This is a genomic window from Sinorhizobium sp. B11 (assembly GCA_039725955.1).
Taxonomy (GTDB): domain Bacteria; phylum Pseudomonadota; class Alphaproteobacteria; order Rhizobiales; family Rhizobiaceae; genus Rhizobium.
In genome coordinates this window covers 60,163-86,502 of the sequence record CP091033.1, presented here as the reverse complement: position 1 = coordinate 86,502, position 26,340 = coordinate 60,163, and the positions used below count along the sequence as shown (strand labels likewise).

Below are 26,340 nucleotides of genomic sequence, written 5' to 3'. Positions count from 1 at the left end.
TGAAAGCGTCGGTTTCGCGGAAGCTGTCCGGGGCATTGGTTTCGATTCGGCTGCAAAGGAACATTCCCGCCGTCGCGTAACTGTCGTTCGCAATAAGGAGTTGCGCACAGAAGAAAATGCAGGCATACATAGCATCGGCTGATGCATTGATGGCGCCGTCCCAGTGCCATAGCGGTGGCTGTTCCCCTCTGGAGGTTTTGACCTTCGCACTTAAAAAGGGCCCCGGGTATTCCGGTGGCCCTATTTTTCTGCTTGACAGGCGCGAAAGGGGAGACCTCTAGAGAGGTCAGCGCAGCTCATTTTAAGACTACCAGTGAGCACCTTGAGGTCCTCAGGTGGCGAATGACCACACAAACCGCCTCCAGTCTTGCCACCAAATCGGCGACAGCCCGACGCCCGGCTCCTCCACGCCAGCGGTCGGCATTTCGATCGCATGATCTTTCTTTCTCCGAAGACGAGACCGACGCATTTCACCTCAGCGTACACCAATGCCGCGCTGGCGCTCGATCGGTACCGTTATCGGCATTGATCGCGCCGTAAACGACCATCCATCAGGACACCGCCTGTGCTGTTTTCAGCTGATCGAGGGACTTTGATGGCGACATCCTTGCCGACGGGTATAGAAGGCGCTGCTCGATGGCTCGGGCGACAAGTGAGGCAGGCCAGGCGAGCAGGAAATAGAACAGAGCAGTTAAGGCGAAGACATGCAAAGGCAGGAAGCTCTCCGACATGATCTCCCTCGAAACCAACGTCAGTTCGGGGACGGCGATCAATGCGGCGATCGAACTGTCCTTCAACATCGATACTAGGTTGATCACAAGCGGCGCGATGGTGTGGCGGACCGCCTGCGGCAGCAGGATCAGGCGGAATGTCTGAAGGGGTGTCAACCCACTCGCAAGCGCGGCTTCGCGCTGCCCCGCCGGTACGGCATCAAGCCCGGCGCGGAATACTTCGCAGAGATAGGCGCCATAGACGGCGGCAAGCCCAACCGTCGCCGCGAGCTCAGCCGGCAAGGTGATACCGGCACCCGGAAGCGCGAAATACATCAAATAAAGGACGACGAGAATCGGCACTCCGCGCGCGAACGCGATATAGACCCGGGCGCTCAGGCGCAGCGCCGCAAGACGGCGAGAGCGAAGATATTCGAGCGCGAGCGCCAGCAGAAAAGCGAGCGCAAAGCCCCCCCCAGTCAGGACGAGCGTCGTGCGCAGGCCGGTGAGCATACGTGGCGCCCAGTCGCCCAGATTGGCGAAGATCGTATCAAAGAACATCATGGTGTCTCCAGCTTGCGTTCGACGAGGTAAACCGAACCGGCGACTGCCATCGTCAGGACAAGATAGACGGCCGCCGTAAAACCGTAGACAAGCGCCGTTTCGAACGTTTCGTTCACCAATTGGCGTGCGTTGAACATCACCTCTGGTGCTGCGATTGCCGCCACGAGCGAAGTATCCTTGACCAGCCCGACGGCATAATTGCCGACGGAGGGCAGCGAAAGACGCAGGCCCTGTGGCAGAACGATGAGCCAGAAGGTTGCAAGCGGCGTCAGGCCAATCGAAGCGGCCGCCTCTTTTTGGCCGACGGGAACCGACTGAAAACCCGAACGAAAGATATCGACGAAAATCGCTCCGCCGATCAGTCCGAGGCCAAGAACCGCGGCGACGATGGAGGACAGCCGGATCCCGGCAGCCGCGAGCCCGAAATACAGGAGAAACAGGAACGTTAAGCTTGGAATGTTGCGAAGAGCCTCGACGTAGACGCGGATGAGCGCATGCACCGCGCGAAGCTTGCTCAAGAAGTCGACCATTGCGAGGCCTAGTCCGATCACAAGGGCCACGGCCATAGCGCCAACCGTTACTTCGACCGTCACGCTCACGCCTGCGAGTAACACGGCGACGATCCTCTCGAGGAGTACGCTATCCATCGCGTTGCCCCCTCTGCGAGAGATTAGCCAGAAACTGCTTGAGGCGTGGCGATTGGGGGTGATCAAGAAGATCCTTCGCCGGTCCTTGCTCCACGATGTGACCGTTATCCATGAACAGGATGCGATCAGCGACCTCCCGGGCAAAGGGAATTTCATGAGTGACGAGCACCATGGCCCTACCCTCGCGTGCAAGCTCCTTGATGACGCTGAGGACCTCGCCGACAAGCTCCGGATCGAGCGCAGATGTCGGCTCGTCGAAGAGTAGGAGCTTTGGCTTTTGGGCGAGCGCGCGGGCGATGGCGACACGTTGCTGTTGTCCACCGGATAGACGCTGCGGAACCTCGTCGACCTTGTGAGCGAGATGCACCTTGGCGAGCATCTCTTCGGCCAGACGCCCTGCTTCGACCCTGGAAACGCCTCGGACCTTCTGCGGTTGAAGTGCGACATTAGCGCGAACACTCAGATGTGGCCACAGATGGAAATGCTGAAATACCATGCCGATTTCAGCCCGCTGCGGCGCAAGCGCAAGGTCGCTCATGCGACGGCCATTTTTCTGGCGACCAATCAGACGCCCGTCCAACCGGACATCACCGGCGGTCGGTGGTTCGAGATAGTTGATGGCTCTCAGGCACGTCGATTTGCCGGATCCGCTTGGCCCGATCAGTGCGATACGTTCACCGCGCTGCAGGGCGAAGGAGACATCCTTTAGGACCGTGTGATGGCCATAGGACTTGCCGAGGTCGGTGACCTCGAGAAGATATTCGGCGGTCATTTCCGCCTCCGTGAACGATGAGAGGAACTGGCGCGGCCGGGCAACCGGCCGGGAGGGGTTTACTTCCCGCAGACAGGCGGCGTCCAACCTGTCGGCCGATCAACACCTATCCGAAAATTCTCGACCGATGGGGTATAGTTCGCTCGACTGACATTTCCGTAACGCTGGCCGATCGCATTGACCGTGCAGGAGGTCCAGAGGTCGCGGATCTGCCCACTCAGCGCATCCGCGAGCGCCGCGTTGTCTTTCGACAGGCCGAAGACATATTGTCGCCCAAGGCCGGTCAACAATGGATAGTCCGGATTGTTGTCGGTGAACGGAAGATTGACGAGCCCCCAGTCTGGATTCTTAGCAATCGCGTAGTCGATGACAGGAGGATCGCCAATCAGCGCTTCGATGCGGCCGGCGAGAAGATCGCGCAGTGCCGCGTCCGAGCTGTCGTAGAGTGACAGTTCGAGACCCTTGATGTTGCGGAGTTCCGGCAGGAAGGAGAAGCCGGTCATCGATCCGACCCTGCGGTTTTCTAGATCCTTCAACTCGTGCCAGGCTACGTCCTTGGGTGAGGTGATGCCATTCTGGAAGTAACCGGTCGGGTCGGTCAGGGACAGCGTTTCGGCGCGTTGCTTCGTCCAAGCGACATTGCCGCCGATAATGTCGACCCGACCCGTCTGCACGGCGGCGATCGCGCCGGACCATTCCATAGGCACCGGCTTGATCTTCAGATCGAGCCGCTCGGCGACGATTTGCAGGATATCGCCGTCATAACCGGTGAGCTTGCCGTCGCGTGCCACGAGGCCCGGCATGTCGCCAGTAATGGCGACCGATAGGACCCCCGCTTCGGCAAGATGATAGGCCGGGTCGGTTGCCGCCGATGAATCCGGTTGGAGCGCAACGGCGATCCCGATGGCGCCACCGAGCAATCCGAAAATGAAATGCTGCATGTCTGTTCCCTCTTTTATAGATAATTCTCAGGCTGAATGAGGACTGCCGCATCTGCGGCGGCGCGTCCCTTGTCGAAACGGCTCATCGAAAGCCCGTCGATCTCCGTTGGTGAGTGCCCCTCAAGGCAAAGCTCGGCCAGCACGGCGCCGACTGCGGGCCCGAGCTGGAAGCCGTGACCGGAAAAGCCGAAAGCGTGAAAGAGCCCTTCGAGTCTGGGGCTCGGGCCTACGACAGGCAGACCGTCCGGCATGCGACCTTCGATGCCTGTCCAGGTCCTGACGAGCAGCACGTCGGCAAGTGCGGGAACCATCGCTATCGCGAGCCTAGCCGCTTCGCGCGTAACCTCGGCGTGGGGACGTGCCTTCAACTGGCGCCGGTCGGCCGTGCCAAGACCGCTTCCGAAGATGACGCTTCCCTGCCCTGTCTGGCGGATGTAGATGCTGCCGCCGCAGATCCCGAGATTGGAGCCGATCAGGGGTGCGATGGGCTCGGTCACGCACATGTTAGGCGCCATCACCGCTTCTTCGACCTGATCGCCGAGCGATGCGGCGATCGCAGCGCCCCACGCGCCGGCAGTGTTGATGAGCAGCCTCGCCCTGACAGGAGACGGATCTGCTGCCTGCCAAAGCAGAAATCCCTGCTCCGATACCCGGATCTCTTCAACGCAACAGCATTCACGGATGTCGGCGCCGAGAGCGCGCGCAGCGCGGGCGAAGGCCGGCGCGGCCAGACGGGGATTGGCCTGACCGTCTTCCGCGCAGAACGAGCCGCCAGCATAGATTGGTGCGACATACGGAAAGCGCAGGCGCAGATCGGCCGGTTCGAGAATTTCGCTTTCAACCTCATAGCGTCCAAGCAGTTCCCGATGCGCCAAAAGCTCGTGCATGTCCGCATCATTTCGCGCGAGCTTCAGATGGCCCGTCGCCCTGAATTCACAGTCACTACCGACCAGGCTCTGCAGATTGCCCCAGATCGCGCGGCTACGGCGGGCCAACGGCAGTTCCGCTGCGTGACGCCCCTGCTGGCGGACACCGCCATAGTTGACGCCGCTCGCCTGAGCTCCGCAACGGCCGCGTTCGAAGAGTATGACGGAGGCGCCCATGCGACGTGCATGCAGGGCCGCGGCGCAGCCGGCCAGACCGCCGCCGACGATCGCGATGTCGAAGGACGCGCTCATCGGCCGACCGCCGCGAGATGCTTGAGCGACATCGGCTTGATCGGAGCCTGACTGCGCAAGCGGCCGACGACGCTGATATCGACCCCGGCAGTTGCTGCAATGATCTCGGCGGCGGCCGGCGTGCAGATGCGTCCCTGGCATCGCCCCATGCCGAGCCGGCAGAAGGCCTTGATACGATTGATGTCTGACTCGCCGGAGTCGATAACGGTCCGGCGGACGTCACCTGCAGTGAGGCCTTCACAGCGACAGACCATTGTCTCATCAGGCAGTGTTTCGGCGATGTGCGACGGAAAGGGGAAGACGCGATCGAGGACATTGCGGAAGCGCGCCATTCGTCTGATAAGGCTCCGGTCGCGCTCTGAAGGTCCGCTTTTCTCGTGTGAAACATCCCGAAGGAGCGCCGCCGCCGCGATCCTACCGCTCGCGGCGGCGACGACGCCCCCACGAACAGACGAGCCGTCGCCCGCCAGATAGACATTCGGAAGTGACGAGCGTCCGTCAATGTCGACCACCGGCAGCCATTGTCTCTGTAGTGCATCGAACTGGAAATCGACGCCGAGGAGGTCGGCGATCTGGGTCTCCGCTTTAAGGCCATGTCCCACCGCGAGCGCATCACAGGCAAGGAACATATCCCGGCTATCAGAGCGGAATTTTATCCCATTCACGCGACCATCACACCCGCGCGTCGCCTCCACGGGAACAACACCGGTCAGCACGGGAATACCACGCGCTCGAAGCCAGGCCATGAAATAGAGCCCTCGGGCGAATGTAGCGCCGCCGGAAACCAGTGCCGGCAGGGCCGATAGATCGTCGAAGGGTCTTGCGGTCTCCAGGACGGCCGGGACAATCGCTCCGGCCCGGGCATATTGATAGGCGACGAGGTAGAGAAGCGGCCCAGTGCCTGCAAACACGACAGTGCGGCCGATCAATGATGCCTCCGCCTTGAGGGCGATCTGCGCGCCGCCCAGACTGTAGACACCGGGAGCCGTCCAGCCCTCCATCGGCACGACGCGATCCATGGCGCCGGTCGCAATGATCAGATGCGACCAGCGCTGCACGAAGGCGCGCCTGCAGCTTACCAGGTGAAGTGAGCCGGGTTCCGCGCTCCAGGCTGTTGTTTCGGCGTGGTGTTCGACGGCAGGTTTGAGATCGGTCACATCAGCGCGGAACGCGTTAGCAGGCTTTGCATCGAAGCCGTAGAGATCGCTCGGCGATCGCGAGAGCTCCGGCTCGGGCTGGCGGAAAATTTGGCCGCCCGCAGATCGACCCTCATCGATCACCACCGGACGAAGCCCGGCATCGGCGAGCGTCCTGGCTGCGGCAATGCCGGCCGGCCCGGCGCCAATAATTACGATGGACTGGGTTGGTTTCATCGAAACGCCTCCGGCGATCGGGTCAGGAGCCGCATACCGGCATCGACCCGGCTAGTGCACGCGCGAAGACGCTCGCCCTCCTCCCGCCAAAGCCAGCAATCCTGGCAGGCGCCCATCAGGCAAAAGCCGGCGCGTGCTTCGTTCATGAATTCAAAGTTGCGCACATGACCTGGATCGGACCGCATCGCCGTCAGCACAGTTTCACCGAGCCGCGCGCGTACAGGGAGGCCATCGACGAAAATGTTGATTGCAGCTCCTGCCCGCAGGTCTGGCCGCGCCCGGCCTCTTTCCACCAATTCCATGGCTGAAATTCCTCACTCCCGATTTCATATTGACAAGCTTCACATCCACAATATGAATTTATATATTCACAAACGATCAGGCAATTAGGCTCTAACTGAGGATGTTCGAAACTTGACTACTACCTGTGAGAGTGACCGACGCGATGAACGGGCATTCGTCATCGATCGTCTTGCGACGATGTGCACGTCCCTATCAGCCGCACCGTCCCACGTGCTTCACGCCACCCGGCGAACACTTGTCGACACAATCGGTGCGGCCGCGGCTGGGGCCGCTACCAGAGCAGGACAGGCCTCCCTGAAAGGCGCCCCGCTCATCTGGGGATCAGGAGACTATAGTATCTGGTTTTCCGGGCAGCGCTCGACTGCAGTCGGAGCCGCCTTCGTCAACGCCACTTACGCGGCCGCGCTCGATCTTGACGACGGCCACAGGCAGGCCTCTGGCCATCCGGCCGCTGCGATCATTCCGTCCGTACTGGCTTGCGCCGAGCACAATGGAGCGGGCGCCGACACGATCCTCACCGCCATCGCACTTGGCTATGAAGTGGCGGTCCGCGTATCGAGCTCTCGCGAGATCGGTGCACTTCGAACCACCGACAGCGGTCTGTGGTGCGGATACGGCGTCGCGGCCGCAACTGCGTGGCTGGAGGGGGCCTCCGCGGACACCATGAGCCACGCGATCGCGATCGCCGGCCAGACGTCGACGTCTCAGGCCGCAACCGGGTTCACCCGCATCGGCCATACGGTGAAAGAAGGCATACCCTGGGCAACGGCGAACGGCATCCAGGCGGTGGTGCTTGCTACAGCCGGTCATCGAGGACCGGTCGACATGTTGGATGAGCGCGACAATTACGTCAGGACACGCCTTGTCGGCGTACCCGGAGATGCATGGGCGATCGAGAGCGGCTATTTTAAGCTCTACAGCTGCTGCCGCTGGGCACATGCTGCGATCGACGGGGCGTTAATGCTTCAGGTTCGAATGTCGCTAAGCAGCGGCGACATCGACACGATCATTGTAGAAACCTTCGAACGCGCGCTGTCCTTGCCGAATCTGCCGGACCCCTCCACGAGCGAGGCGGCACAGTACAGTATCCCCTTCTGTATCGCGCTGGCGATGGTGCATGGCGAGAAGGCGCTGCTGCCACTGAAGGAGGACTATCTCGGCGATGCCGCGGTCGTCGCACTCGCCCGGCGCGTTAAGCTTGTAAACTCAAGGAATTATGAGCATGCTTTTCCGGAATCAACGCCAGCACGCGTGACGATTGTGGGGAAGGGCCAAGTCGACCAGCAAGAAGTGCTGTCACCGCGAGGGGAGCCTTTGAACCCACTCACCCCTAAAGCGCTTGAAACCAAATTCCTGGCGCTCATGGAAAAGTCGCCCTTTAACGGCAAGCAGGCGATGGCGTTGCTTGAGGCTGCAGGTCGGCTGGGCATTGATCGTGAACCTTCCGACCTCTACGCCGCTCTAAGAGCAGGGGTGGTATAGTCGGCTTGGGTTTGGTTCAATTGCCGGGTTCACATCGGCCGCCCGAGACAATTCTTTCGCCCAGCCTTTGGCTCGCCGTCAACACGCAGAAAACCAATAGCTTCTTATGGGTATTCTACGGCGAATTTCTAGGTCTATCCCTTGCTCTTGAGGCTCGGCCTGTCCCTTCTGGCTGTAGCGCGCTGACGAACTTGGTATGCTTGGCCGCGTGCCCACAAGCATTTACAACAACGCCATGTCGTATAAGGAATTCACAGAATGTGAGATGAGAACTGACATGGCCAAAGAAGAGGTTACGGCGACCGGCACCCAACTGCTCGATAGGGCAGTGGCGATCCTCAAGCTCCTTGGCGAAAGTGGACAGTCGGGACTGACGATGACATCGATCGAGGAATCGATGGGATTAAAGCAGCCGACCGTCCATCGTATCGTCACGGCGCTCGAACGTCACGGGCTCGTTGACCGCGAACGGCAAACCAAGCGCTATCGGCTGGGTCTTGCGTTATTTGCTATGGGCGCGTCGGCTGCCGATGGAACGGGTCTGCGCCAGCTCGCCCGCCCTTCCCTGATGCGCCTTGCAGCGGTGAGCGGCGATCCGATCTTCCTAATGGCGCGCTCTGGTTTCAATGCTGTCTGCGTCGACCGTCAACAAGGCGCCTACATGATCGATAGTCTAACCGGCCACGTCGGTGGCCAGATCCCGATGGGTGTGGGTCCAGCAAGCCAGGCAATCCTCTCCTTCCTGCCCGAGACGGAGATTGACATTGTTCTTGCTACCAACGCGCCGCTCTTCAAAAAATATCCCGGCTTGACGGTGCAGAAGGTCAAGGACGACATCAAGAAAATCCGCGAGACCGGATTTGCCATTGACGAAGGCGAACTTGTTGCCGGGATTTCTGCAATCGCCGTGCCGATACTGCCGCCCGGACGCGACGCTGTCGCATCAATTGCGATTAACCTGACGAGCGCGCGGCTGCCAAGAGAGCGTATTCCCGAGCTTATCAGCCTGCTCTCACGTGAGGTTCAGGACATCGAAGCTCAGCTCAATCCGCTTGAGAAGGGCGTTTGAGCGCCATATCCCCTAGACTGAATCAGCCGTGCCCTAACCCCAGTCAATCGATGGGAGGATGAAATCGGGTTCGACGCCATGCTGCAGAAAAAGATCCTGGAGCATGGGACGGTCTATCTTACCGTCGCGTTTCAGGCAGTTCTTGTGGACGCCGGTCAGCACCAGCGCCGTCTCAAAACCGGCTCGCTTACCGCCGACAATATCGGTTGCAAGGCTGTCTCCGATTGCCAGAACCCGCCCCGCAGACAGACGAAGAACCTCCAATGCCTTTGAATAAGCCGCTTGGTAGGGCTTTCCATAAAAGAAGACGCGCCCCCCAAGCATTTCGTAGTCACGCGCAAGCGCACCTGCGCAAATGACTTTCTTTTCTGCAATGTGAACCTCGAAGTCCGGATTGGCACATATCAGGGGCAGTTTGCGGGCAAGACCGGCATGAAGAAGTTTGCCTGTCATTGCGCTCTCTTCGGGCCAGCCGGTCGCGAGTATGAAGTCGGCAGCGTCTATGCTTATCGACGCATTCATCGGCAGCCCCGACAAGAGCTCGGCCAACTCCAGGGGTCCTAAGTGAAAATAGGTAGAACCTGTTGGAAATTTGGAAGATTCGCTGAGCGCTTCATAAACGAGCTCACCTGATGTGATCAGCCCGTGATACAGATCACGTCCTATCCCCATCGCCTCCAGGCGTTTGGCAACCTCGTCGGATCGTCGCGGTGAATTGGACAGAAGGCATATACGCATACCTTCGTTTCGGAGCCGACAAAGGCTTGCGCGTGCCTCTGGGAAGACTGAGACCCCGTCGTGTATGACCCCGAAAACATCAAGGACAACGCCTGCGTAGGCTCCAACAAGTTGCACTAGTGAGATCATTTCCAGCGCGGGGTCGGTCATATTAGTCCTCCGTTTGCACCGATTGGCTTTTTTTGCATCGTTAGGTGCGCAGCCACGGACACCAGGATTACGCCCCCTCCGATCACCATCAGCAGGGCTGGTCGCTGATCAAAAGCCAGCCAGACCCACAGCCCTGACAAGGGCACTTCACAGAGTGATAGCAAAGCTGTCTCAGGTGGGGGGAGCCGACGTGCGCCTCTGGCATAGAGGATCAGGCCGAACGATATTTGGAAGAGAGCAAAACACGCGGTGACGAATACCTGTTTGGCATCAAGAGCAAGGCTGGGCGCCAGGGCCACCCCCGCAAGGACGGCGATTGCGTTCGAAAGCCAAACCATCGGAAGGACCGACGGCACAAGTGAGCGCCTGAGGGCGATCGTCATCAGCGCCATGAAGATCGTCATCATCAATGCCAACCCGTCGCCGGCCAGTCGTATGCCGGACGACGCGGAGCCCGCGAAGATGATTATCGCGCCCAGGGCCACCGACAGGCAAAGGCCGATGGTGCGATGGCCCATTTGTTCCGTGAGGATCAATCGGGAAAGGGCAACCGCAATTAGAGGCAGCGCACCGTGAATAACAGCGACGTTTGCGACCGATGTTAATCGCAGCGACGGGATGAAGGTGAGTGTCGCTGCAGCCGAGAGAATTGCTGCAAGGAGACCGGCGCGATCGAGGCACAAGAGTGCGATCGAGGTGGGCCGCATCGCAACGAAAATTGAGGTGAAGCCAAGTGCAAACAGGCTACGCCAGAACAGGATCGCCCAAACATTCATGTCGAGAAAACCCATGAAGAAGCCAGCCGTACTAAATAAGCCAGCAGCGAGAAGGATGGACAGCCTTGGCGGCAGCTCGCGCCTCATGCTTCCTTCCGATGCTCTAAGGCCACGTAAGAGCGGCGGCAGGCGGCTCCGAGACGCAGCATCACTTCCTGCGCAACGGTAGCGCCAGCACGCGCCATCGCGTCGGCAGGCCGGTCCCTCGTGATCAGCTCGACCCATTGTCCCGGTTGGCAAAGCTGATCCGGTACGTCCGTCAGATCGATCGCGACATATTCCATGGCAACTCGGCCCACGAGGGGCGCAACATGGGATCCGATCTCCACAGTCATTCTGTTTGACAGAGACCAGGCCAGACCGTGCGCGTACCCGATGGAGAGGATGCCGAGACGTGTGAGTCGGTTCGCGCGGAAGGTGCTTCTGTAGCCTACGGCAGCGCCTACTTGAACCTGCCTGACATCAACGAGACAGGCTCGCAGTCTGAGGACATTCGCAAACCGATTGGGGACACGGTCCGTAGTGTTCAGGCCGTAAAGGGCCGATCCAAGACGCACGAGGTCGAAAAGGTAGGCCGGCCCCAGGAACAATCCTGCCGACGCTGCGAGGCTGCGCCGCGTCGCGCCCAGCAGTTCGGAAATGCAGACGAACCTGTTTTTCTGCAACTCGTTGAGCGTATTGGCCGGCTCATCGGCGCATGCCAAGTGGCTCATGACCAGGACAGGTTGAGGAAGACAACGGTGGATGAGGCTGCGCACCTCAGACGATCCCAGCCCGAAGCGCGAAAATCCGGTTTCCAAATTGAGTGCGTAGTCACAGCGCCCCTCCGCTGCTGCGACTGCTTCCTCCAATGTATTGCATACAGGGACAAGTCGGTTTTTGCGGCAGTGTTCCGCATGGCCGCGTTCCATTCCGGCCAATATGAAGACGGTCCCGCCCTTCGAGTGATTGCGTACACGGCTGGCCTCAGAAAGATCGGCCACGAAGAAGTTCCGACATCCGGCAGCAACCAGAGGTTCGATCAGTCTATCAAGACCTAGACCGTAGCCATCGCTTTTGACCACGGCGGCCACGTCCACGTCCGGGCCGGCTATCGAAGTCGCGATCGCAAAGTTTTGCTGGATGGCATCCAGATCAATGATCACTTCCGGCCTGTGTGAGCGCATATGATTGCCTACTTATCGGTGTATTCGTTGCACTGGTAATTTCCAGTTGCAAATTACACCAGAGCAGAGCATTGTGCAATCTATTGATGCATTCAGGATCTAAATAAACTCACAGGATGCGAGAGGAGGAATGACTATGACAAGAGGTGCCTCACCCACGAAGATGCTGATTCTCGGTCAAGGCGTTCTCGGTGGCGACGTTCTTGATTTTCTGCTTCAAAGCGACACACCGCTGGCACTCGTCGTCGGTGTACGAAACCCTGAAAAGGCGCTGCACCGCGTCAATCTGGCTCGATATACCGCAATGAACCTCGGACAGTCCAAGCCGGTAGAAATTGAAGACATCAACCTTATGGACATCGACGCCACAGCGGCGGCGATTGACCGGCTGAGACCGGACATCATCTTCAACGCGACCACCCTGCACAGCTGGTGGATCATCACCAAGTTGCCTTCGGAAGCCTTCACGAAACTTGATGAAGCCCGAGGCGGTATCTGGACCCCGATGCACCAGGTCCTCATTCGTCGCCTCATGAAATCTGTCCGAATGGCAAACAGCCGGGCTACGGTTGTCAACGCGTCCTATCCTGATGTTGTCAACGCCACGCTCGCGGCCGAGGGACTGGCGCCCGCGGTTGGAATTGGAAATATCGCCAATGCAGTCCCCGGCATCCGGCTTGCCGCCGCTCATATTCTTTCGCTCGACCCATCCTCCATCGAGGTTCGGTTCTTTGCCCAGCACTACCTTAGTTACCGAATGCCGAGTACGGGGGGGACGGACGGAGCGCCCTATCATCTGACCATCTACGCAAACGGGCTAGAAGTGCCGAGATCCGAGATCGATCATGACGTGCTTTTCTCGCTGGTAGCAGGCCGCTTCCGTCGACTCAAAGGGCTAGCCGGTCAGTCGGTGACGGCGTCGTCTGCAACTGCGATGTTGCTTGCACTCGCAAACCGTTCGGGTCAAGTAGTGCATGCCCCGGGACCGCTCGGGCTCGTGGGCGGTTATCCTGTCAGGGTTTCACCGAACGGCCTTCTCATTGACCTGCCCGCCAAATTGACACTCGACGACGCCGTCGACATCAACAGGCAATGTCAGCGCTTCGACGGCATTGAAAGCGTTGACGACGACGGCACAGTGCGCTTTACCAGCCGATCGACCGAAATCATGCGCGATGTTCTCGGCTATGAGTGCGAAGCGTATCGGCCGGAGGAGTGCGAGGAACGGGCCGAGGAGCTCGGCGCCCATTTCGCGAACTATGCCCGTATGCATGGCAAGGAGGTCGCAAGCGCAGCCTAGGCCATGGCGCGAACGTCGAGCCTGACGCGCTGGTAAGGTATTCTATCCGGCCGCCCGAGCGATATCATCGCCTCGCGTCGACGGCAGTCGAAGATGACTGAAAAAGCGGTTTCGGTATGTTCGCGCTGTGAAATGGATTTGCATATCGCGTCGGGGGCGCCCGTTCTGTCGCTGAGAAGCGCCTCGATATCGCGGGCACTCTCCAGCGGGAAGCGGTAGGCCGCCCGAAGCCGCTCGCGGCTCGAAGGGTAGAGCTGCGCGACGACTTCGATGTCCTCCCACGCGGTAATCACTGGCAGGAGTGGATGGTTGGTATGGCGAATGACCTGGACAGCGGCATCCGCAACGCCGGCAGACGGGGAGATTTCCGCCATTGATAGGGAACCCGAAGCGTCGCCAATGATAAAACAGCGCCCGCCCAGATGATCGCTCTTCCTCAGCACCTCGATCGCCTCATCTACGGATCCTGTTGCGAGCATAAGGCGCCGGATGGCAAGACTTGGAATCCCTTTCTGGCTTCTGTCGACAATGAGATCATTGTTGACGAAGGCAAGCCCGGCGCCATTCATGCCGACCCAGCCAAGCGTTCCCGCCGAGGCTATCGTAACGAAGGGCCGGTCTGGATCGTCATGAACGAGCGTTACGAGCTCCTTGCTACGACCCGCCGGAGCATCCCAATTCTGAGCGACGAAAGTTCCATCGCTGGTCTGCAGACCAACGGAGGTGCAGCCTGTCAGCCCTTCGTCGAAATACTCAAAACAGGACAGGAGGTAGATGTCGAGAATGTCGAGGCGGGTTACCTCGGCGAGACCTTCGAGCTCCGCCGTGAGAGCGGGCGCGACGGCACGGAGGCGAGCGAAAGATTTCGCGCCCATACTTCTAGCGCGACGCCATCGCTCCGGGGGAAGCGCTCTGCGCAACTTGGTCAAGCCCTCAAGGATCAACTGCATGAGAAGGTAACCCTGTTGTCGGCCCCGTTCGGATGGTGAGCCAGTCAGTCTGATGAACGGCATTTGCAGATGCACGCGTTTGATCCATTGCTCGTAAACCTTTGAACATTCATAATGTGGATTATCTTTCCAAACCAGCTGATGCTCGTCCTGGCTGTGCGAAACTTCGCTACATCGCCTGAGCGAGTTAATGAGAAAAGGGACAGCTCTTCGAGCGACTGTGATGAGCAATTGTTAGGGCATGCCTTTACATCAGTAGGTAGTCGAACTACAAACACAGGTAGTCATGAAAATGACATACACGTATATAATGCATAAGTAATTTTGCAAAAACCGCGCCCAAATCGAGTGTGTTGACGCCTTTTTGAGAAGGATAGCCGGTGAAATCCGTTCCCCGCGGATATTTTGGTCGAGTTCCTCACAGCCTGCGATCAGGCGAGAAATCGGGCAGAGCTTCTGCGGGGCGTTGAGCGCGTTACATCATACCTAGGCATCGATTATGTTGCGATGGCCTGCCTGCCCTTGCCGCATGAACGGGTCGACAAATTTTTCGTATGGCAGCAGTGGCCGAAGGCCTGGTCTGAACGCTATTTGAAACTGAACTACTTCCATGCCGACCCCGTCGCCAATTTGGTGCGCCAAACCGGCCAGTCCGTGATCTGGTCAAAGGCGCTGGATCAACGAGCCTTGCCGACGAAGGCGAAAAGGATCATGGCGGAAGCTCGTGATTTCGGCCTCATCGATGGCGTAACGATCCCCCTGCACTCATTGCCAACAGGCCACGAGGCAATTTTCTCCGTCGCTGGCGCACGAAAGGCGATGACGCGGCAAGAAACAGAGCTGCTCGAACTCGTGGCAGACCGGGCGTACCGACGGCTGAACGAATTGGAGCCGATCCGCCGCCCCCCTGCTATACAACCACATATTACAAGATCCGAAAGTGAATGCCTGACGCTGTGTGTCGCCGGCAAGACTGACAGAGAAATCGGACGCCTCACGGGGCGTTCGCCACGCACCGTCCAAGGCCATATACGCAGCCTGCAGCGAAAGCTGTCGGCTGTGAATCGAGCCCAATTGGTCGCTGAAGCGTTTCGCCGCGGCCTTCAGCGCTGAAATACACGACAAAATACGGATAGTATTCCCTTATCACTGGTTGCATTGTTAGCGCGTGCAGCCGGAGTGATACTATGTTGCAAATTATCCATGAGCATGACGATCCAGCGTTGATGGATCGGGTCTGGTCGTTTCGCCACACCCGTTTCGTCGAGCAACTCGGATGGGAAGCGGTGCGTCGAGCGGACCGACGCGAACGTGATCAGTTTGATGGCCCTTCAGCAATTCATCTGATCCTCGAACATGAGAAGCAAATTGTCGGCTATTCCCGCCTTCTGCCGACGGCCTTCCCGCATCTGGCGGGTGAGTTTTGTCCCGATTTGATGAAAATGCTGCCGGCCGAGCGATATCCGTTTGAATGGACCAGATGCGCCATCGCTCCCAATGCGCCGGCCATTGACGGCATCGGTGTTTCGGACCTGCTCATGACCGGTGTCCTGGAATGCCTGCTCGTCCTCGGAGCAACCGCCGTATTCTTCCTGACCTACCCCCGCGTCGTCGCGATGATGCGTCGCAGAGGTTACCGGTTCGACCTGATAGAGACCGTTGCAGAAGAAAAAGGTGTCCCGATCCAGCTCGCGGCCGCGAGCGTGTCACGTGACCTCCTGCGACTGCACCTCGACAAATACCGCATTTCTCAATCCATTCTCTGCTTCAGGGCCAGCTTCGCAGGCGGTTGCGAATCCTCGCCCGCGGCTGCGTGAGGGAACCGAGCCAGTGGCTCGTCGCAGCAAGTCAGAAATGGATGCCGACAATGCGCGGGCATTCATGATGGCAACAGTGCACAAGCAGACTGCGCAGCTGCTGAAGGCGGTCGAGGAGATCTGTCGTCGATATCCGCCGAGCGACGACTTGAATTTTGTTCGTTACCTGCTGCGCATGATCGTTTCCGAGACCGATCGCGGCAACGGAGCCGATGACCCGTGAGGGATGCACCAAATGCGCTTTATCGCTTAAGTTGTTAAGACGTTGTCTTAAGGTTCTTTTCAAACGTGAATCGGGTTGATAGTGTACAACTCAGGCGATCGGATCGCCTTGGGGCGTGGAAACCCCATTTTGGTTTGATGCTATAAGCGACTTCTTCGCGACCAATCAATGGTCCGGGAGCCTGTGGAGTATACAAGAGGCGTTCGCGCTAAAGTCCACGGGGCCGTAACCAACGGCATTTCCACCTCCCCGGCGTTTCGGTTGCCAGACATCTGGCTAGCGTGGAGCGCGGTGCATGCAACAGAACAGTTTAGCGAGGTCTTTGCCCGTCGTCGTTGACGATGCCATTGGCGACGAGGCCCGTCACCACTTGGTAGACGTGGTGGTTGGGAAACGCATCAAGAAGCGACGCCAGCAACTGAGGATGTCGCAAACCGCGCTTGGGGCTGCGGTCGGCGTTTCCTTCCAGCAGATCCAGAAATACGAGCGCGGATCCAATCGCGTGAGCTGCTCGGCGCTCTATGAGATTGCGCAGATGCTGGACGTGCCGATGGCATTTTTTTTCGAGGGCCTGCAGGAACCTGCGACAGCGGGCAACGAGGATTTGGACAGGAAAGCCGTTTTGCGCGAGGAGTTCGTCGCAACGGACCAGGGCCAGAGGCTTGTGGATGCCTTCATGGCAATGCCCAAGAAGATGAGACCGCGGGTCATATCATTGCTCGCGGCCTTTGAAACCGGTGACTAACGGCCAAGACGGCCGAGAATGACCGTTCTTACTCCATACCGCGCCCGTCACCAAGAAACTGCACAATGCCGAGGGGGAGTTTTTGACGCGGCTGCATCAAACTCCGCGGTCACGAACTTTTCCATTGTCTTACCCTGAAACTGCTGAGCAGTCGCAGCGAAAGATTGAGGGGTAAGAATCGCGTGGCGTATATCTTGGCTTGCCTGCGCCCGCGGCCGATTTTAAATCGAAGTCTAAAGGTGAAACAGCTCGTGTCGGCGGATTGCGGGAGCCGATAATGCGGAGCTCGCGGACCACGAATTGCTGATAAACAGCTTGTACTGTCCTCCGCAACCGCCCGGCACGACGCGGCAAAGGCCACTCCCAGTTTTGACATCGTGGCAAACGTCCCGCGGTAGCGCATCGGTTCGATGCCTGGCGATCCGAATTGATCCTCGCAGAGTCCGGAATCAGAGATGTCGTCGCACACGACCATGCACGTGCGTTGGTCGTGTGTCGTGCAAACGGGTTGGAGTCCGAGACCGGCCTGAAGAAATCTGCCGCGCTGGATGAAGGCGTCCCACGTCTTCGAGATCGCACAGGCCCGAACCCCATTTTCGAGGGAATGCAAGCTCCATCCAAACATAAACCATCAAAAGACTGCACTGAGACAGCCGAAGGAACCCTGATGTACAAACATATCGCTGAAAGTTTCGTCGCCGTCCGATACGCCCCGAACGTTGCGGAGAAACTCTCCGCTAGGATCGGCGAATTTTGTCAATCGATCCTGTCCGAAGGATCCGAGAGATCTCTAAGGTTTGAGGACGGATACGTCGTCATACTGCCCACTGACAAGGGATTATTCTTTCGGGTTTCCGCCCGAGACCTGGTTGTCTTTTATGGAATCCAGACCCTCATCGAGGGCAGCCTCTCAACCTTCGCAACCGTTTCCGCCGAAAGGATCAAGTGGCTAAAAACGGACGTAGGAGCGCGATCCGCCGCTAACGGATTCGAGCCGATCGGCTATCGCGCGGGAGACAACGAGGCAGGCATGGATCAGGATCTTTGAGCCAGACCAATTGGTCTAAGATCATGATTCGGTTGAACTCTGTGGCAGGAGCCTCTACTTTGGAGATCAGCTGCTCCTGGTTCCGTGATCAATGCTAGCATATGGGTTCGACGCGAAAATTGCCGTAGTTGGGACTAGACGTCAGATCTTAGCTCGAGCCTTTCCCAAGCGTGATTGTCATCTCCGTGGTACATATCATATGTCCACACTTCATAGTCCTCCTGCCGCTGTGCGGCGCGCTCCGCTCGGCGCGGACACACACGACGCAGGCCGGCGCCGGCGTCGCGGATCGCAGAACAAATCTCACTTTCCCGGGATGCAAGCGCCACGGCGTCGATCAGGCGCCGCTTTTAGAGCTGAAAGGCTCTCTGCCCATAGCTCCCGCTATTTTCCGCCAATCTCGGCCTCCCATGTAGGGAATGCGCAGGCAGTCGACGTTCGACAAGTGCTCCATGTCGCGTACGTCGACATAGCCGAGCTGATGCAACTCAAGGAGGAGATAAGGCTTTAGTTTAAGGTCTGCGAGCTTTGTCATGGCGGGATCAAATCATCCGCTCGTCTGCAAATCAACTCACAGAATTGATAGTTTCGGCGTGCCGGTCTCCGCGCCAAGTGTACACCTCGGTCCGGAGCCGGCTCACTCTTCATCATACTAATCCGCGCATGAAGGCCTGCAGCTGACCGGAACAAACTGAGCAACTTCCGCCTATCGGCTGAGGGATCCGGAAGTTTCGGACGTCGATAAATCGGCCCTAACTTAAGCCCTATCGAACTTTCAATGACAACACCAAGGTCATGGGGTTCGCCGGCGAAGCCGTGAATCCGTAATGTTCATAAAAGGCCTTGGCCTCGTCGGAGATCGCGTGAACCAGAAGGCCGCGAATACCCATGATGTGCGCCGCCTGTCCGGTGCGCAGCACGGCGTCCTGCAACAGCGCCGCTCCGAGACCTTTTCCCTGCCAGTTGCGATCGATAGCCAGTCGGCCAAGCACCGCAATCGGAACCGGGTCAGGCATATTGCGCCGGATTGCTCCCGGCGCATCGGCGACCGCGAGCGCTCCAGACGACAGGCAATAATAACCGACAACGCGCTCGCCTTCGCAAACCACATAGGTTCGCGATGCGCCACTGGCCTGATTGGCCCGCGCCCGGCGGCGCAGCCATTCATCAAGACTGTCGTGCCCGCTGGCGAAGAGCTGGAGATCATGCGCTTCGCCGAGAAGCGCCGGCGCTGACAACATCATGGCTGCCAGGGTTTGGGGGCGTTCATCAGCCGTTCGAAGCCTTCTCCTCCTGGCGGCTGGTCGAGGACCGCTAGATAGTGTTTATAGCTGTCCGGATTGACCTGCACCAAGGTCTGATCGAGAAGTGCGTCTTCGGCGGCGCGCCGGGCGGCGTCGATCATAAAATCCGACCGGGTTTTGCCGTGCGCCTTAGCGGCACGGTCGATCAGGATGCGAACGTCTTCACGGATCTTCAAATTGACGGGGCGTTTATGGCTCTCGGGTGCGTTTTTGCTGGTCATGGCGTTTTTTCCTTCAGGACCAATATACCACATTCGGATACACAATGTGTATCTATTTCTTACGTTATCGCGGTTCCATGGCGTTAAGCCGCCCTTTCAGCTCCTTTCGGACATGGGCGCCGATGGCTTCCACGGCGAACCTGTCCGGCGTCGTCCGGGGACAAGTTCGGCCTGCACACCCATGAAGCTGCGATAGCCGGTTTCGAACAGGAACGGCTTATCCCCATCGATGGCATGGGCGCTGAAATTCATCAAAGAACTGTTGGCGACCCGATGCCGAAAATACCATCCAAGTCAATCCTGAGGCTGATGCCTAAACCAGCGATCACGAGGAGAGCAGCTCGGGATAACGGCAGGTCTTTTTCAGGAACAATCCAAGAAAGGATCTGGCATGTTCAAACCGCGCCACGAACAAGTAACCCACACCCAATCGCTACCCCTTCCAGCTAAGGCGGCCCTCTGTTCACTCCCGAGGGCGAAAAGCTTTGGATCAACGAGTGGAGCCCACATTATTTGCAGCCTGAAAGCGGCGCGACCGAGGAGGGAATGGTCTTCACAATCGGGGAAGGTGACACCCTCACCTACTAGACCGCTTCGGCGGGCTCTTTCGATCGCATAATGGCCCTTATTCTAGGCCGACCTCCGGTCACGGAGCCGAGAAAACTCCTTTAAATTGCATTATATTCATGATACACCTCTGACATCAACCGGATTTGTGCACTTCCCCAAGTGCAAGTTCGGAAGAGGCAGGCAATGCACGGCCCGTAGTCGCCTGCGTGATTGGTCGGTCCCCGACTGCAGGAGGGCGTCACCCCTCGTCCTCCTGCTCCTCTCAGCGCGGCATTAGCGCTGGCCCGAAAGCTTGACTGTCACACAAATTTTACACACCCTGAGTAGACAACAGCGATCTGACAGGTAAATTTCTGCGTGCGCTGATGCTGCACTATCAGCGGGAGAAGGGCTCTTTATTCCTAACTCAGAGACCCTTCTCCGTTTTTCTCCAAACGCACAATCGAAGGTAGCTCTTCTCCACCTTTTCCTCACGGTTGCTCCCCCTTGTCGACCGATCGTCACCGACCTATCTGATCGGACCCATTCGGACTTGTTCAAGTGAGGATGGATGAGCCATGCTGTGGTGGATCTTGTACATTTACCTGAATTAGCCCCGAAAGGCCCGGACATGCCCGCTAAGAATGGCATGCATTACCAATTGGAGGAAAAGTGAAGAACATTGTCGAGGGCTTCAAAGAGCAGGTCTGGCGCATCGTCGAAATGGCTGGTGCCGAGATAATTTCTGAAGAGTTCATCCCTTTATCGGACGCGACTGAAGCCCAGATCATCTCAAGGATAGAGACAATGGCCAAGAGGCACTTGTCCGAACGGGAAATCGCTGAGTCGCCGTCTCTCTTCAAGGCCGATCGCGACGAAGGCAAAGGCGATCGCATTATCTACATGGCGGGCGAGAACCCCTACATCATCGCCAGCTTGTGGCGCGCTGACGAACTTTCCTCAAGCGCCCGCCAGATCCCCTCACCCGGAAACTGATACGCCTCGCCCGCAGTAAGGGACGCTGCAGCCATGCAGGCTCGAAGCGGATGCTGGTGTCTTCGAGAATGTACTCAGGCGGTAGCGGGCGCATTCAGATGATCTTGCCTTACGCCAGCTACCGCCCAACTTCTCATGCCGTGCGTTTGTCAGAAGAAGCATCTGCTCACCTGAGGAGGCAAAATGAAACTGGTCAAATTCACACATGCGGCCAACAACGAACCGGACATCTACATCAACCCAGATCAGGTTACCGCGGTCAAACCACTCTCGAAGACTACCCTAATTTACGTTGCGGGCAGTTCAGGGAACGCAGCCGTTTGTTTCCCTGTGCGCGAGCCGATAGACGATGTGGTGTCACGTCTGACGTCATAACGCCCGCCACAGACCCTGCCCGGCGGCTCGTAAGATTGGCATGCAGTGAAGAAAGCCGCTGCCATGCATGAGATTGCATTACCGAAGAGAGCGGCAATCACTACGCGCTTCATGTCACTTTCCGGTGATGCTGATGTCTTCGCCCTAGCTCGCGGAAGTAGAAATGAGCATCGGAGATGGAGGCGGGCCGCTGTAGGCCTCTGGTTAGCCCGAGAAAACCCCGCCATTGCTGACGGGGCTGTAGAAATCAAAAAAAGAACGCCATCTTAGCGGATGTACAGCTGGAACACTGACCGCGGGTAATAGTAGCCGTCGCTGTGGCGACGATAGCCCTTGCGATAGTCCCGATATCCGCGATGTCCATTCCAGTAGCCCGGGCGATAGTGACGACGTTCGTAGCGGTCTCGGTCGTGTCTCTCACGACGCCAGTCATCGCGGCGATGTTCCCGGTACTGGGCGAGTTCCACATCGCTTGTCACCTGCGGATGCTGTCCTGCCGACGGCGCGGCCGATGCCATTCCGAAGCTCGATGCTGCAATAACGGCCGCAACTACAGCGGTGCCAATACGCGAAAATGTTCTATTCATGGTTACGCCTTTCCAGTGGTAATGTGCGCGACCATGCTCTTGCGGGGATGAACGTTATATGAACTTGGCATTCATGTTTATGCCCGCCCGGCGAGCCGGAGCGGGCTGTGGCATTCGTTGCAGGCTTTAACATCGGCTTCGGCTTCCTCGGCCCGCACGGCGAGGAATACCGAGGAAATGCCAAACGAGTCATGCCTCACCTCGCTTAATCACATCGACCTTGCGGACGGCAAAGAGAACCGTGGTGTGATCGCGTCCGCCGAACGGCCGAGCGATCGCCGAGAGGCTAAAGCCGAATTTCTTCCTCCCCCGTGAGCTGCTGGCGCGCCTTGACGATTGCATGGCTTGGCTGCGGCCGATAATGCCGCGAAGGCGAGACGGTCACATTCTGGCCGGAGTCGCCGCCGGCCAAAATCCCACCGCCCGTTCCACATATGCCGTCCGATCTCCTACCATGGCCGCGTCCTGATCAGCGCATTGCTCGGGACTATTATCATGTCCCATATAGCGCCAGTTAGGCCTGAGCAACCTTCATAGAGTAGGTTTCGGGGTCCATTCCGAACGGTTTGAGACCGGTGCGGCAGTGGAGCTTGACGCGTTCGGCGAACCTCTTACCCTTCTTCCGTCATGACAATAGAGTACCTCGAACCTTAGGCCCTGCAAGTTTGAAATACTACGGCAGCCTCGTATCGCCCTCGCAGGAGGAGGCGACGCCCGTAGACCTCATATCGCGTTCGCAAAACGTTCAGGTTGCGCCGCAATCCCCTAATTTATCCCAACCAGAAGGGGAACAAACTGAGGCGGCAGCACTCGCAGAACATGTGGTCGTGGCCTCGGGACCGGATCGTGATGCCGAAGTGGTCCAGATCTAAAGCGTGTAGGAAAGAACCGCCGAAACGGCAGGAGCCAGAGAGTGGCTTACCCTCCGGCTCCATGGGGCGAAATTGGGTTCAGTTAGCGGCAGACATTGGTCGTGCGCGTGACTCGCTCACCATACCGATACGTCGTTACCCGTTTGGTGAAGCAAGACGGGTGGCGCCGGTAATCTTCATGGACCATTCGAGCTCGCCACCCACGGTGACCGTTATACCAGCCACGATGCTGGCCACGTTCCCAGCCGCGATGCAGGCCCGGACCGTCATCAGTACGAATGATGACGCTGTCCGCATAGGACACGGCCGGGACGGCAATGACGGACGAAAAAGCCAGAGCTACAGCAAGGATGATTTTTTTCATGGGGCTTTACCTGAAGTTATTGGACCGCGGTTAAATGATTGCCCGGTCTTTGCGTTCCACCAAAAAACTCAACTCGGACTTCAGTCTGAGGTGACGTCAGACCATTGGCGCACCTATGGAAAACCCCTGTGGAAACCGGGGAGACAATGACTAAGCACGCTAAATTACCCATTGGCGGCTGGCCTGCGGTCCTCAGGCACGAGTATGCTGCCGCCTATGACGGCGAGAAGACGGTTGACGTCTTCCTGGTGCCGTGTGGGAACGATGTGGCCGAAGCCGTTCATCGACACCGGCACAGGCAAAGCGAAGTTCAGACCGTGGCGGAAGATCCATCTGCACAGGGCGATCGACCAGGAAGCGGAAGAGGCGTGCCGGAGGCATACTGATGGTGCTGTGGAAATGCCCCGGTACACGTCCTTCAAGACGCTTGCCAGTGGGCTCGACCGGCTGTTACTGGACCTGCCCCAGCCTGTACCGCAAAGCCGGCTGCCCTATCTAAGCGCCCCCGCTGCTCGGCGAGAACCTTCCGTAAAACGAGCTAATCGTCGCCGCTAAAGTGTGGAATGAGTGCCTCGACGCGTGGAAAGCCGAACGGAAACCCATGGAGCCGGTCGAGACGCTTGCGAGATATGGTACCGTCGAGTGGCTCCAGAACGCCTACCTCCAGCACGATTCCCTCCTCGAGCGCGTCTCGGAGTTCAGCCGTCCAGATTACAAACGCGTGGTAGATCTACTCTGCCTTGCTCACGACTATGTTTGACAACCTGCTGCGCAAATCATGGCATCCCCACCCAAGTATCATCATGCGGCCGCGAGCTTCAGAACGATGGTGCTGCGCCTGGCGGGGCAAGACCTACTTGACTATGGCCCGTTGGCAAAGTTCTCCACATTAGGGAATTTCGATAATGGCCAGATGCTCTCCCACCGACCAGTTCGAATTACCGCGAGCAATCAGAGCGAGAACGGCGATTTCCCGCGGCGTCAGCGCGTCGTCGGTCGCATGTATAGCGAGATTGGTCGCCACCCCGGCGTCGACATGCTTCTTGCCCCTGACGGCCGACCGGATGGTATCGATAAGTTCGCGCCTTACCGAGCTCTTCAGCAGGTAGGCCTGGGCACCCGACCCGATCGCCTTGGCCGCCAGTTGCTCGGTATCGTAGGTCGTCAGGACGATGATCCGGGCCCTTGGGTGTCGTTCCTTGATTGGCACCAATGCCTCCAGTCCCGTGAGATTCGGCATCTGCAGATCAAGCAGCAGAACATCGGGCCGAAGTTCATCGAAGCGCGCGATTGCTTCATGTCCATCGGATGCTTCGCCGACGATGACAATGTCGGGCTGTGCAGCCATAAGCGCGGCGAGCCCCTCTGCGCATCCTCCCGTGCGGCAGTAGACGTCGGTGTAGGGGCCGTCAGATCGCGAAATGTCATCGTGAACGCTCTAGTCTCGCTGAACCCAGCGCATGGCCAATTTCCGTCACAGACATAGAGGACTTTTCCAGGAGCGTTTTCGTACGCTCGTTGCGCCGCATGATGTGGTATCGATGTGGTGGGACGCCAAACACCGCATTGTATAGGGGAACCTCGGCCCAGCGCTCCTGCCTTCGTCTTCACTGCCGTCATGCAGCTCAAATCGCAGGGAAACTCACCGTTTATCTCTCGTCGCCCATCACCGTCTCGACCGCTGCCGCCCGATGAACATGTACAGCAACCGCACTGAGCGCATGCCCCCAGATGACGATGACACCGCGCGAGCTGGGCATCCCGCCATCACCTCCGGTGTTCAATGCCGGTCAGCATTACGAAATGGGCGCGAGGAGACACTTCGTCTCACCCAATCAGCCACGCCCACCCCAGGCGTAGCGTGGAAGAGGAAAGCACGCATGCTCCATCTGGCGTAGCCGCCAGTCTCTTTCGAACAAGTGGCCAATCCCCGGGATTTCTGCGAAAAGAATGTTGCGCGATCCGGGGACAAGTATGCATCCAAGCGCCGAAACGACATCCCATCTGACCGACCTGATCTACGGTAGCCTCTTTGGTGAATGCACCTGGCAGGACTTCCTGGATGCTGTGGCGAAGACATCGCCGAACGGCAAATCAGCACTCCACTACCACGACCTCGCTTCCCCTGTAGCCCACGTTCCGTTCATCTCAGGGTTTTCCGAGGGCGAAGTTGCTCAGTTCAGCACCCATTATGCGGCGGTCAACCCATGGATTCCACGCATGAGTCTCGTCCCGGTCGGACAAGGACTTTGTGGCGACGAGATCTTCGCCCGGAAAAATATGCTGAAAACCGAGTTCTATAACGACTGGTTGAAACGGCAGACAGACTGCGAGACGAGTATTGGGGTCTCGATCATCAGGGAGGAGGCGCGGAGCTTCATCCTCTCAACGGCGACATCCTCTGCTGACCCAGTGGCTAATAGGAAGGCTGCCGAGCGATACACCGTGCTTGCGCCCCATTTGAAGCGTGCTTTCGACTTTATCAGGAAGCGCGATCTCCTCGTCCCGGAGAACCAAGAGGCACGTTCGCTTTTCGAAAACATAGGAGCGGGTCTATTCTACGTGTCGGAGCGGAAGCGATTGCGCTGGTCGAATATCGCGGCGGGCACTATGCTTGCTGCTGGCTACCCTGTCCGCCTTCAGTTTGACGGGAAGGTAGCGATATGCTGCCAGCGGTCCTCGGCGGCGCTCGACCTTCTTATGGTCCGGGGAGCTGCGGACAGAAGACCACACACCACCCATGTCCGCAATGATGACGGAGATGCTGCCTTTCGCATAACGGTGGTGCGTCTGCAATCCAGCGCCCTCACAGAGTTCCTCGACGGGCCGACCGTAGCCGTGATCGTCGAGCCGATCGTGGCCGTTCATCCGCGAGATCGGCAGTTGAAATTGTTGGAAACTGCCAAGCTCACGCCGACGGAAGTGAAGGTGGCGCTCAGTATCGCTTCGGGCAACTCGCCGCGCGAAGTCGCACACGCCTTCCGCATCGGCTACGAGACCATCCGAACACATCTTCGGAGCATCTACTCGAAGTTGGGTGTGAATTCGCTAGCCGCCCTCACGGCACTACTGCTCGCAAGCTGAAGCACATGTTCAGTGCACGGACGAGGAGCGTTCACG

28 protein-coding genes are annotated in these 26,340 nt (G+C 58.3%); 11 read left to right on the top strand and 17 right to left on the bottom strand.

What is annotated here, in order from left to right:
* Nucleotides 1-551: 551 nt before the first annotated feature.
* From LVY75_00425 to LVY75_00395, 7 genes are read right to left on the bottom strand one after another with little or no spacing between them, the layout of a single operon-like run.
* Entirely contained in the window at nt 552-1,274 is a 723-nt protein-coding gene (locus tag LVY75_00425) for an amino acid ABC transporter permease (GenBank protein ID XAZ20467.1), read from the bottom strand.
* Nucleotides 1,271-1,921 (bottom strand): amino acid ABC transporter permease, encoded by a 651-nt coding sequence (locus LVY75_00420; GenBank protein XAZ20466.1) that lies wholly within the window; start codon nt 1,919-1,921, stop codon nt 1,271-1,273. The genes LVY75_00425 and LVY75_00420 overlap by 4 nt, the downstream gene beginning before the upstream one ends.
* Nucleotides 1,914-2,693, bottom strand: a complete 780-nt coding sequence (locus LVY75_00415) for an amino acid ABC transporter ATP-binding protein (GenBank protein XAZ20465.1) — start codon at nt 2,691-2,693, stop codon at nt 1,914-1,916. The genes LVY75_00420 and LVY75_00415 overlap by 8 nt, the downstream gene beginning before the upstream one ends.
* 59 nt (nt 2,694-2,752) lie before the next feature.
* A complete protein-coding gene (locus tag LVY75_00410; GenBank protein ID XAZ20464.1) occupies nt 2,753-3,634 on the bottom strand; it encodes a transporter substrate-binding domain-containing protein in 882 nt (293 codons plus the stop codon).
* Between the two features lie 14 nt (nt 3,635-3,648).
* A complete protein-coding gene (locus LVY75_00405; GenBank protein XAZ20463.1) occupies nt 3,649-4,812 on the bottom strand; it encodes an FAD-binding oxidoreductase in 1,164 nt (387 codons plus the stop codon).
* Nucleotides 4,809-6,185, bottom strand: a complete 1,377-nt coding sequence (locus LVY75_00400; protein ID XAZ20462.1) for an NAD(P)/FAD-dependent oxidoreductase — start codon at nt 6,183-6,185, stop codon at nt 4,809-4,811. The genes LVY75_00405 and LVY75_00400 overlap by 4 nt, the downstream gene beginning before the upstream one ends.
* Entirely contained in the window at nt 6,182-6,487 is a 306-nt protein-coding gene (locus LVY75_00395) for a (2Fe-2S)-binding protein (GenBank protein ID XAZ20461.1), read from the bottom strand. Before LVY75_00395 ends, LVY75_00400 begins: the two co-directional genes overlap by 4 nt.
* 112 nt (nt 6,488-6,599) lie before the next feature.
* On the opposite strand from LVY75_00395, the gene LVY75_00390 reads away from it, so the two are divergent.
* Both LVY75_00390 and LVY75_00385 read left to right on the top strand, forming a co-directional pair.
* The gene (locus tag LVY75_00390; protein XAZ20460.1) at nt 6,600-7,970 is read left to right on the top strand and encodes an MmgE/PrpD family protein; all 1,371 of its coding nucleotides are present in this window, start codon (nt 6,600-6,602) and stop codon (nt 7,968-7,970) included.
* Nucleotides 7,971-8,166: 196 nt separating this feature from the next.
* Nucleotides 8,167-9,039 carry an IclR family transcriptional regulator gene (locus LVY75_00385; protein ID XAZ20459.1) on the top strand — a complete coding sequence of 291 codons (873 nt, stop codon included), beginning with the start codon at nt 8,167-8,169 and terminating at the stop codon, nt 9,037-9,039.
* A 33-nt stretch (nt 9,040-9,072) separates the two neighbouring features.
* Here LVY75_00385 and LVY75_00380 read toward each other — a convergent pair whose 3' ends face one another.
* Genes LVY75_00380 through alr form a run of 3 tightly spaced genes read right to left on the bottom strand, consistent with a single transcriptional unit; the run spans nt 9,073 to nt 11,848 of the window.
* Nucleotides 9,073-9,927 (bottom strand): TIGR01459 family HAD-type hydrolase, encoded by an 855-nt coding sequence (locus LVY75_00380; GenBank protein ID XAZ20458.1) that lies wholly within the window; start codon nt 9,925-9,927, stop codon nt 9,073-9,075.
* A complete protein-coding gene (locus LVY75_00375; GenBank protein ID XAZ20457.1) occupies nt 9,924-10,790 on the bottom strand; it encodes a DMT family transporter in 867 nt (288 codons plus the stop codon). Before LVY75_00375 ends, LVY75_00380 begins: the two co-directional genes overlap by 4 nt.
* The gene (gene alr, locus LVY75_00370) at nt 10,787-11,848 is read right to left on the bottom strand and encodes an alanine racemase (protein XAZ20456.1); all 1,062 of its coding nucleotides are present in this window, start codon (nt 11,846-11,848) and stop codon (nt 10,787-10,789) included. The genes LVY75_00375 and alr overlap by 4 nt, the downstream gene beginning before the upstream one ends.
* A 184-nt stretch (nt 11,849-12,032) precedes the next feature.
* Here alr and LVY75_00365 point away from each other — a divergent pair, with 184 nt between their 5' ends.
* Nucleotides 12,033-13,169: a hypothetical protein gene (locus LVY75_00365; protein ID XAZ20455.1), complete on the top strand. Its 1,137-nt coding sequence runs from the start codon at nt 12,033-12,035 to the stop codon at nt 13,167-13,169.
* Here LVY75_00365 and LVY75_00360 read toward each other — a convergent pair.
* The gene (locus LVY75_00360; protein XAZ20454.1) at nt 13,166-14,182 is read right to left on the bottom strand and encodes a C45 family peptidase; all 1,017 of its coding nucleotides are present in this window, start codon (nt 14,180-14,182) and stop codon (nt 13,166-13,168) included. The two genes, LVY75_00365 and LVY75_00360, sit on opposite strands and share 4 nt — an antisense overlap.
* Before the next feature lie 342 nt (nt 14,183-14,524).
* Between LVY75_00360 and LVY75_00355 the strand changes: the two genes are divergently transcribed.
* From LVY75_00355 to LVY75_00335, 5 genes are all read left to right on the top strand, one after another.
* Complete coding sequence (locus tag LVY75_00355; protein ID XAZ20453.1) at nt 14,525-15,232, top strand: LuxR family transcriptional regulator; 708 nt, start codon at nt 14,525-14,527, stop codon at nt 15,230-15,232.
* 74 nt (nt 15,233-15,306) lie between these two features.
* Nucleotides 15,307-15,936 carry a GNAT family N-acetyltransferase gene (locus tag LVY75_00350; GenBank protein XAZ20452.1) on the top strand — a complete coding sequence of 210 codons (630 nt, stop codon included), beginning with the start codon at nt 15,307-15,309 and terminating at the stop codon, nt 15,934-15,936.
* 37 nt (nt 15,937-15,973) lie between these two features.
* Nucleotides 15,974-16,159 carry a hypothetical protein gene (locus LVY75_00345; protein XAZ20451.1) on the top strand — a complete coding sequence of 62 codons (186 nt, stop codon included), beginning with the start codon at nt 15,974-15,976 and terminating at the stop codon, nt 16,157-16,159.
* Between the two features lie 295 nt (nt 16,160-16,454).
* Nucleotides 16,455-16,904 carry a helix-turn-helix domain-containing protein gene (locus LVY75_00340; GenBank protein ID XAZ20450.1) on the top strand — a complete coding sequence of 150 codons (450 nt, stop codon included), beginning with the start codon at nt 16,455-16,457 and terminating at the stop codon, nt 16,902-16,904.
* Nucleotides 16,905-17,571: 667 nt separating this feature from the next.
* A complete protein-coding gene (locus LVY75_00335) occupies nt 17,572-17,952 on the top strand; it encodes a hypothetical protein (protein XAZ20449.1) in 381 nt (126 codons plus the stop codon).
* Nucleotides 17,953-18,289: 337 nt separating this feature from the next.
* Here LVY75_00335 and LVY75_00330 read toward each other — a convergent pair whose 3' ends face one another.
* From LVY75_00330 to LVY75_00320, 3 genes are all read right to left on the bottom strand, one after another.
* The gene (locus tag LVY75_00330) at nt 18,290-18,487 is read right to left on the bottom strand and encodes a hypothetical protein (GenBank protein XAZ20448.1); all 198 of its coding nucleotides are present in this window, start codon (nt 18,485-18,487) and stop codon (nt 18,290-18,292) included.
* 229 nt (nt 18,488-18,716) lie between these two features.
* Complete coding sequence (locus tag LVY75_00325; protein XAZ21384.1) at nt 18,717-19,193, bottom strand: GNAT family N-acetyltransferase; 477 nt, start codon at nt 19,191-19,193, stop codon at nt 18,717-18,719.
* Nucleotides 19,193-19,477: a DUF1778 domain-containing protein gene (locus tag LVY75_00320; protein XAZ20447.1), complete on the bottom strand. Its 285-nt coding sequence runs from the start codon at nt 19,475-19,477 to the stop codon at nt 19,193-19,195. The genes LVY75_00325 and LVY75_00320 overlap by 1 nt, the downstream gene beginning before the upstream one ends.
* Nucleotides 19,478-20,698: 1,221 nt before the next feature.
* Between LVY75_00320 and LVY75_00315 the strand changes: the two genes are divergently transcribed.
* Together LVY75_00315 and LVY75_00310 are read left to right on the top strand one after the other, a co-directional pair.
* Nucleotides 20,699-21,022: a hypothetical protein gene (locus tag LVY75_00315; GenBank protein XAZ20446.1), complete on the top strand. Its 324-nt coding sequence runs from the start codon at nt 20,699-20,701 to the stop codon at nt 21,020-21,022.
* Nucleotides 21,023-21,205: 183 nt separating this feature from the next.
* Complete coding sequence (locus tag LVY75_00310; protein XAZ20445.1) at nt 21,206-21,397, top strand: hypothetical protein; 192 nt, start codon at nt 21,206-21,208, stop codon at nt 21,395-21,397.
* Between the two features lie 266 nt (nt 21,398-21,663).
* On the opposite strand, the gene LVY75_00305 is transcribed toward LVY75_00310, so the two are convergent.
* From LVY75_00305 to LVY75_00295, 3 genes are all read right to left on the bottom strand, one after another.
* Entirely contained in the window at nt 21,664-21,984 is a 321-nt protein-coding gene (locus LVY75_00305) for a hypothetical protein (GenBank protein ID XAZ20444.1), read from the bottom strand.
* Nucleotides 21,985-22,938: 954 nt separating this feature from the next.
* Entirely contained in the window at nt 22,939-23,220 is a 282-nt protein-coding gene (locus LVY75_00300; protein XAZ20443.1) for a hypothetical protein, read from the bottom strand.
* Nucleotides 23,221-24,109: 889 nt separating this feature from the next.
* Nucleotides 24,110-24,568 carry a response regulator transcription factor gene (locus tag LVY75_00295; protein ID XAZ20442.1) on the bottom strand — a complete coding sequence of 153 codons (459 nt, stop codon included), beginning with the start codon at nt 24,566-24,568 and terminating at the stop codon, nt 24,110-24,112.
* Between the two features lie 626 nt (nt 24,569-25,194).
* Here LVY75_00295 and LVY75_00290 point away from each other — a divergent pair.
* Nucleotides 25,195-26,304 carry a helix-turn-helix transcriptional regulator gene (locus tag LVY75_00290; protein XAZ20441.1) on the top strand — a complete coding sequence of 370 codons (1,110 nt, stop codon included), beginning with the start codon at nt 25,195-25,197 and terminating at the stop codon, nt 26,302-26,304.
* Nucleotides 26,305-26,340: the final 36 nt, after the last annotated feature.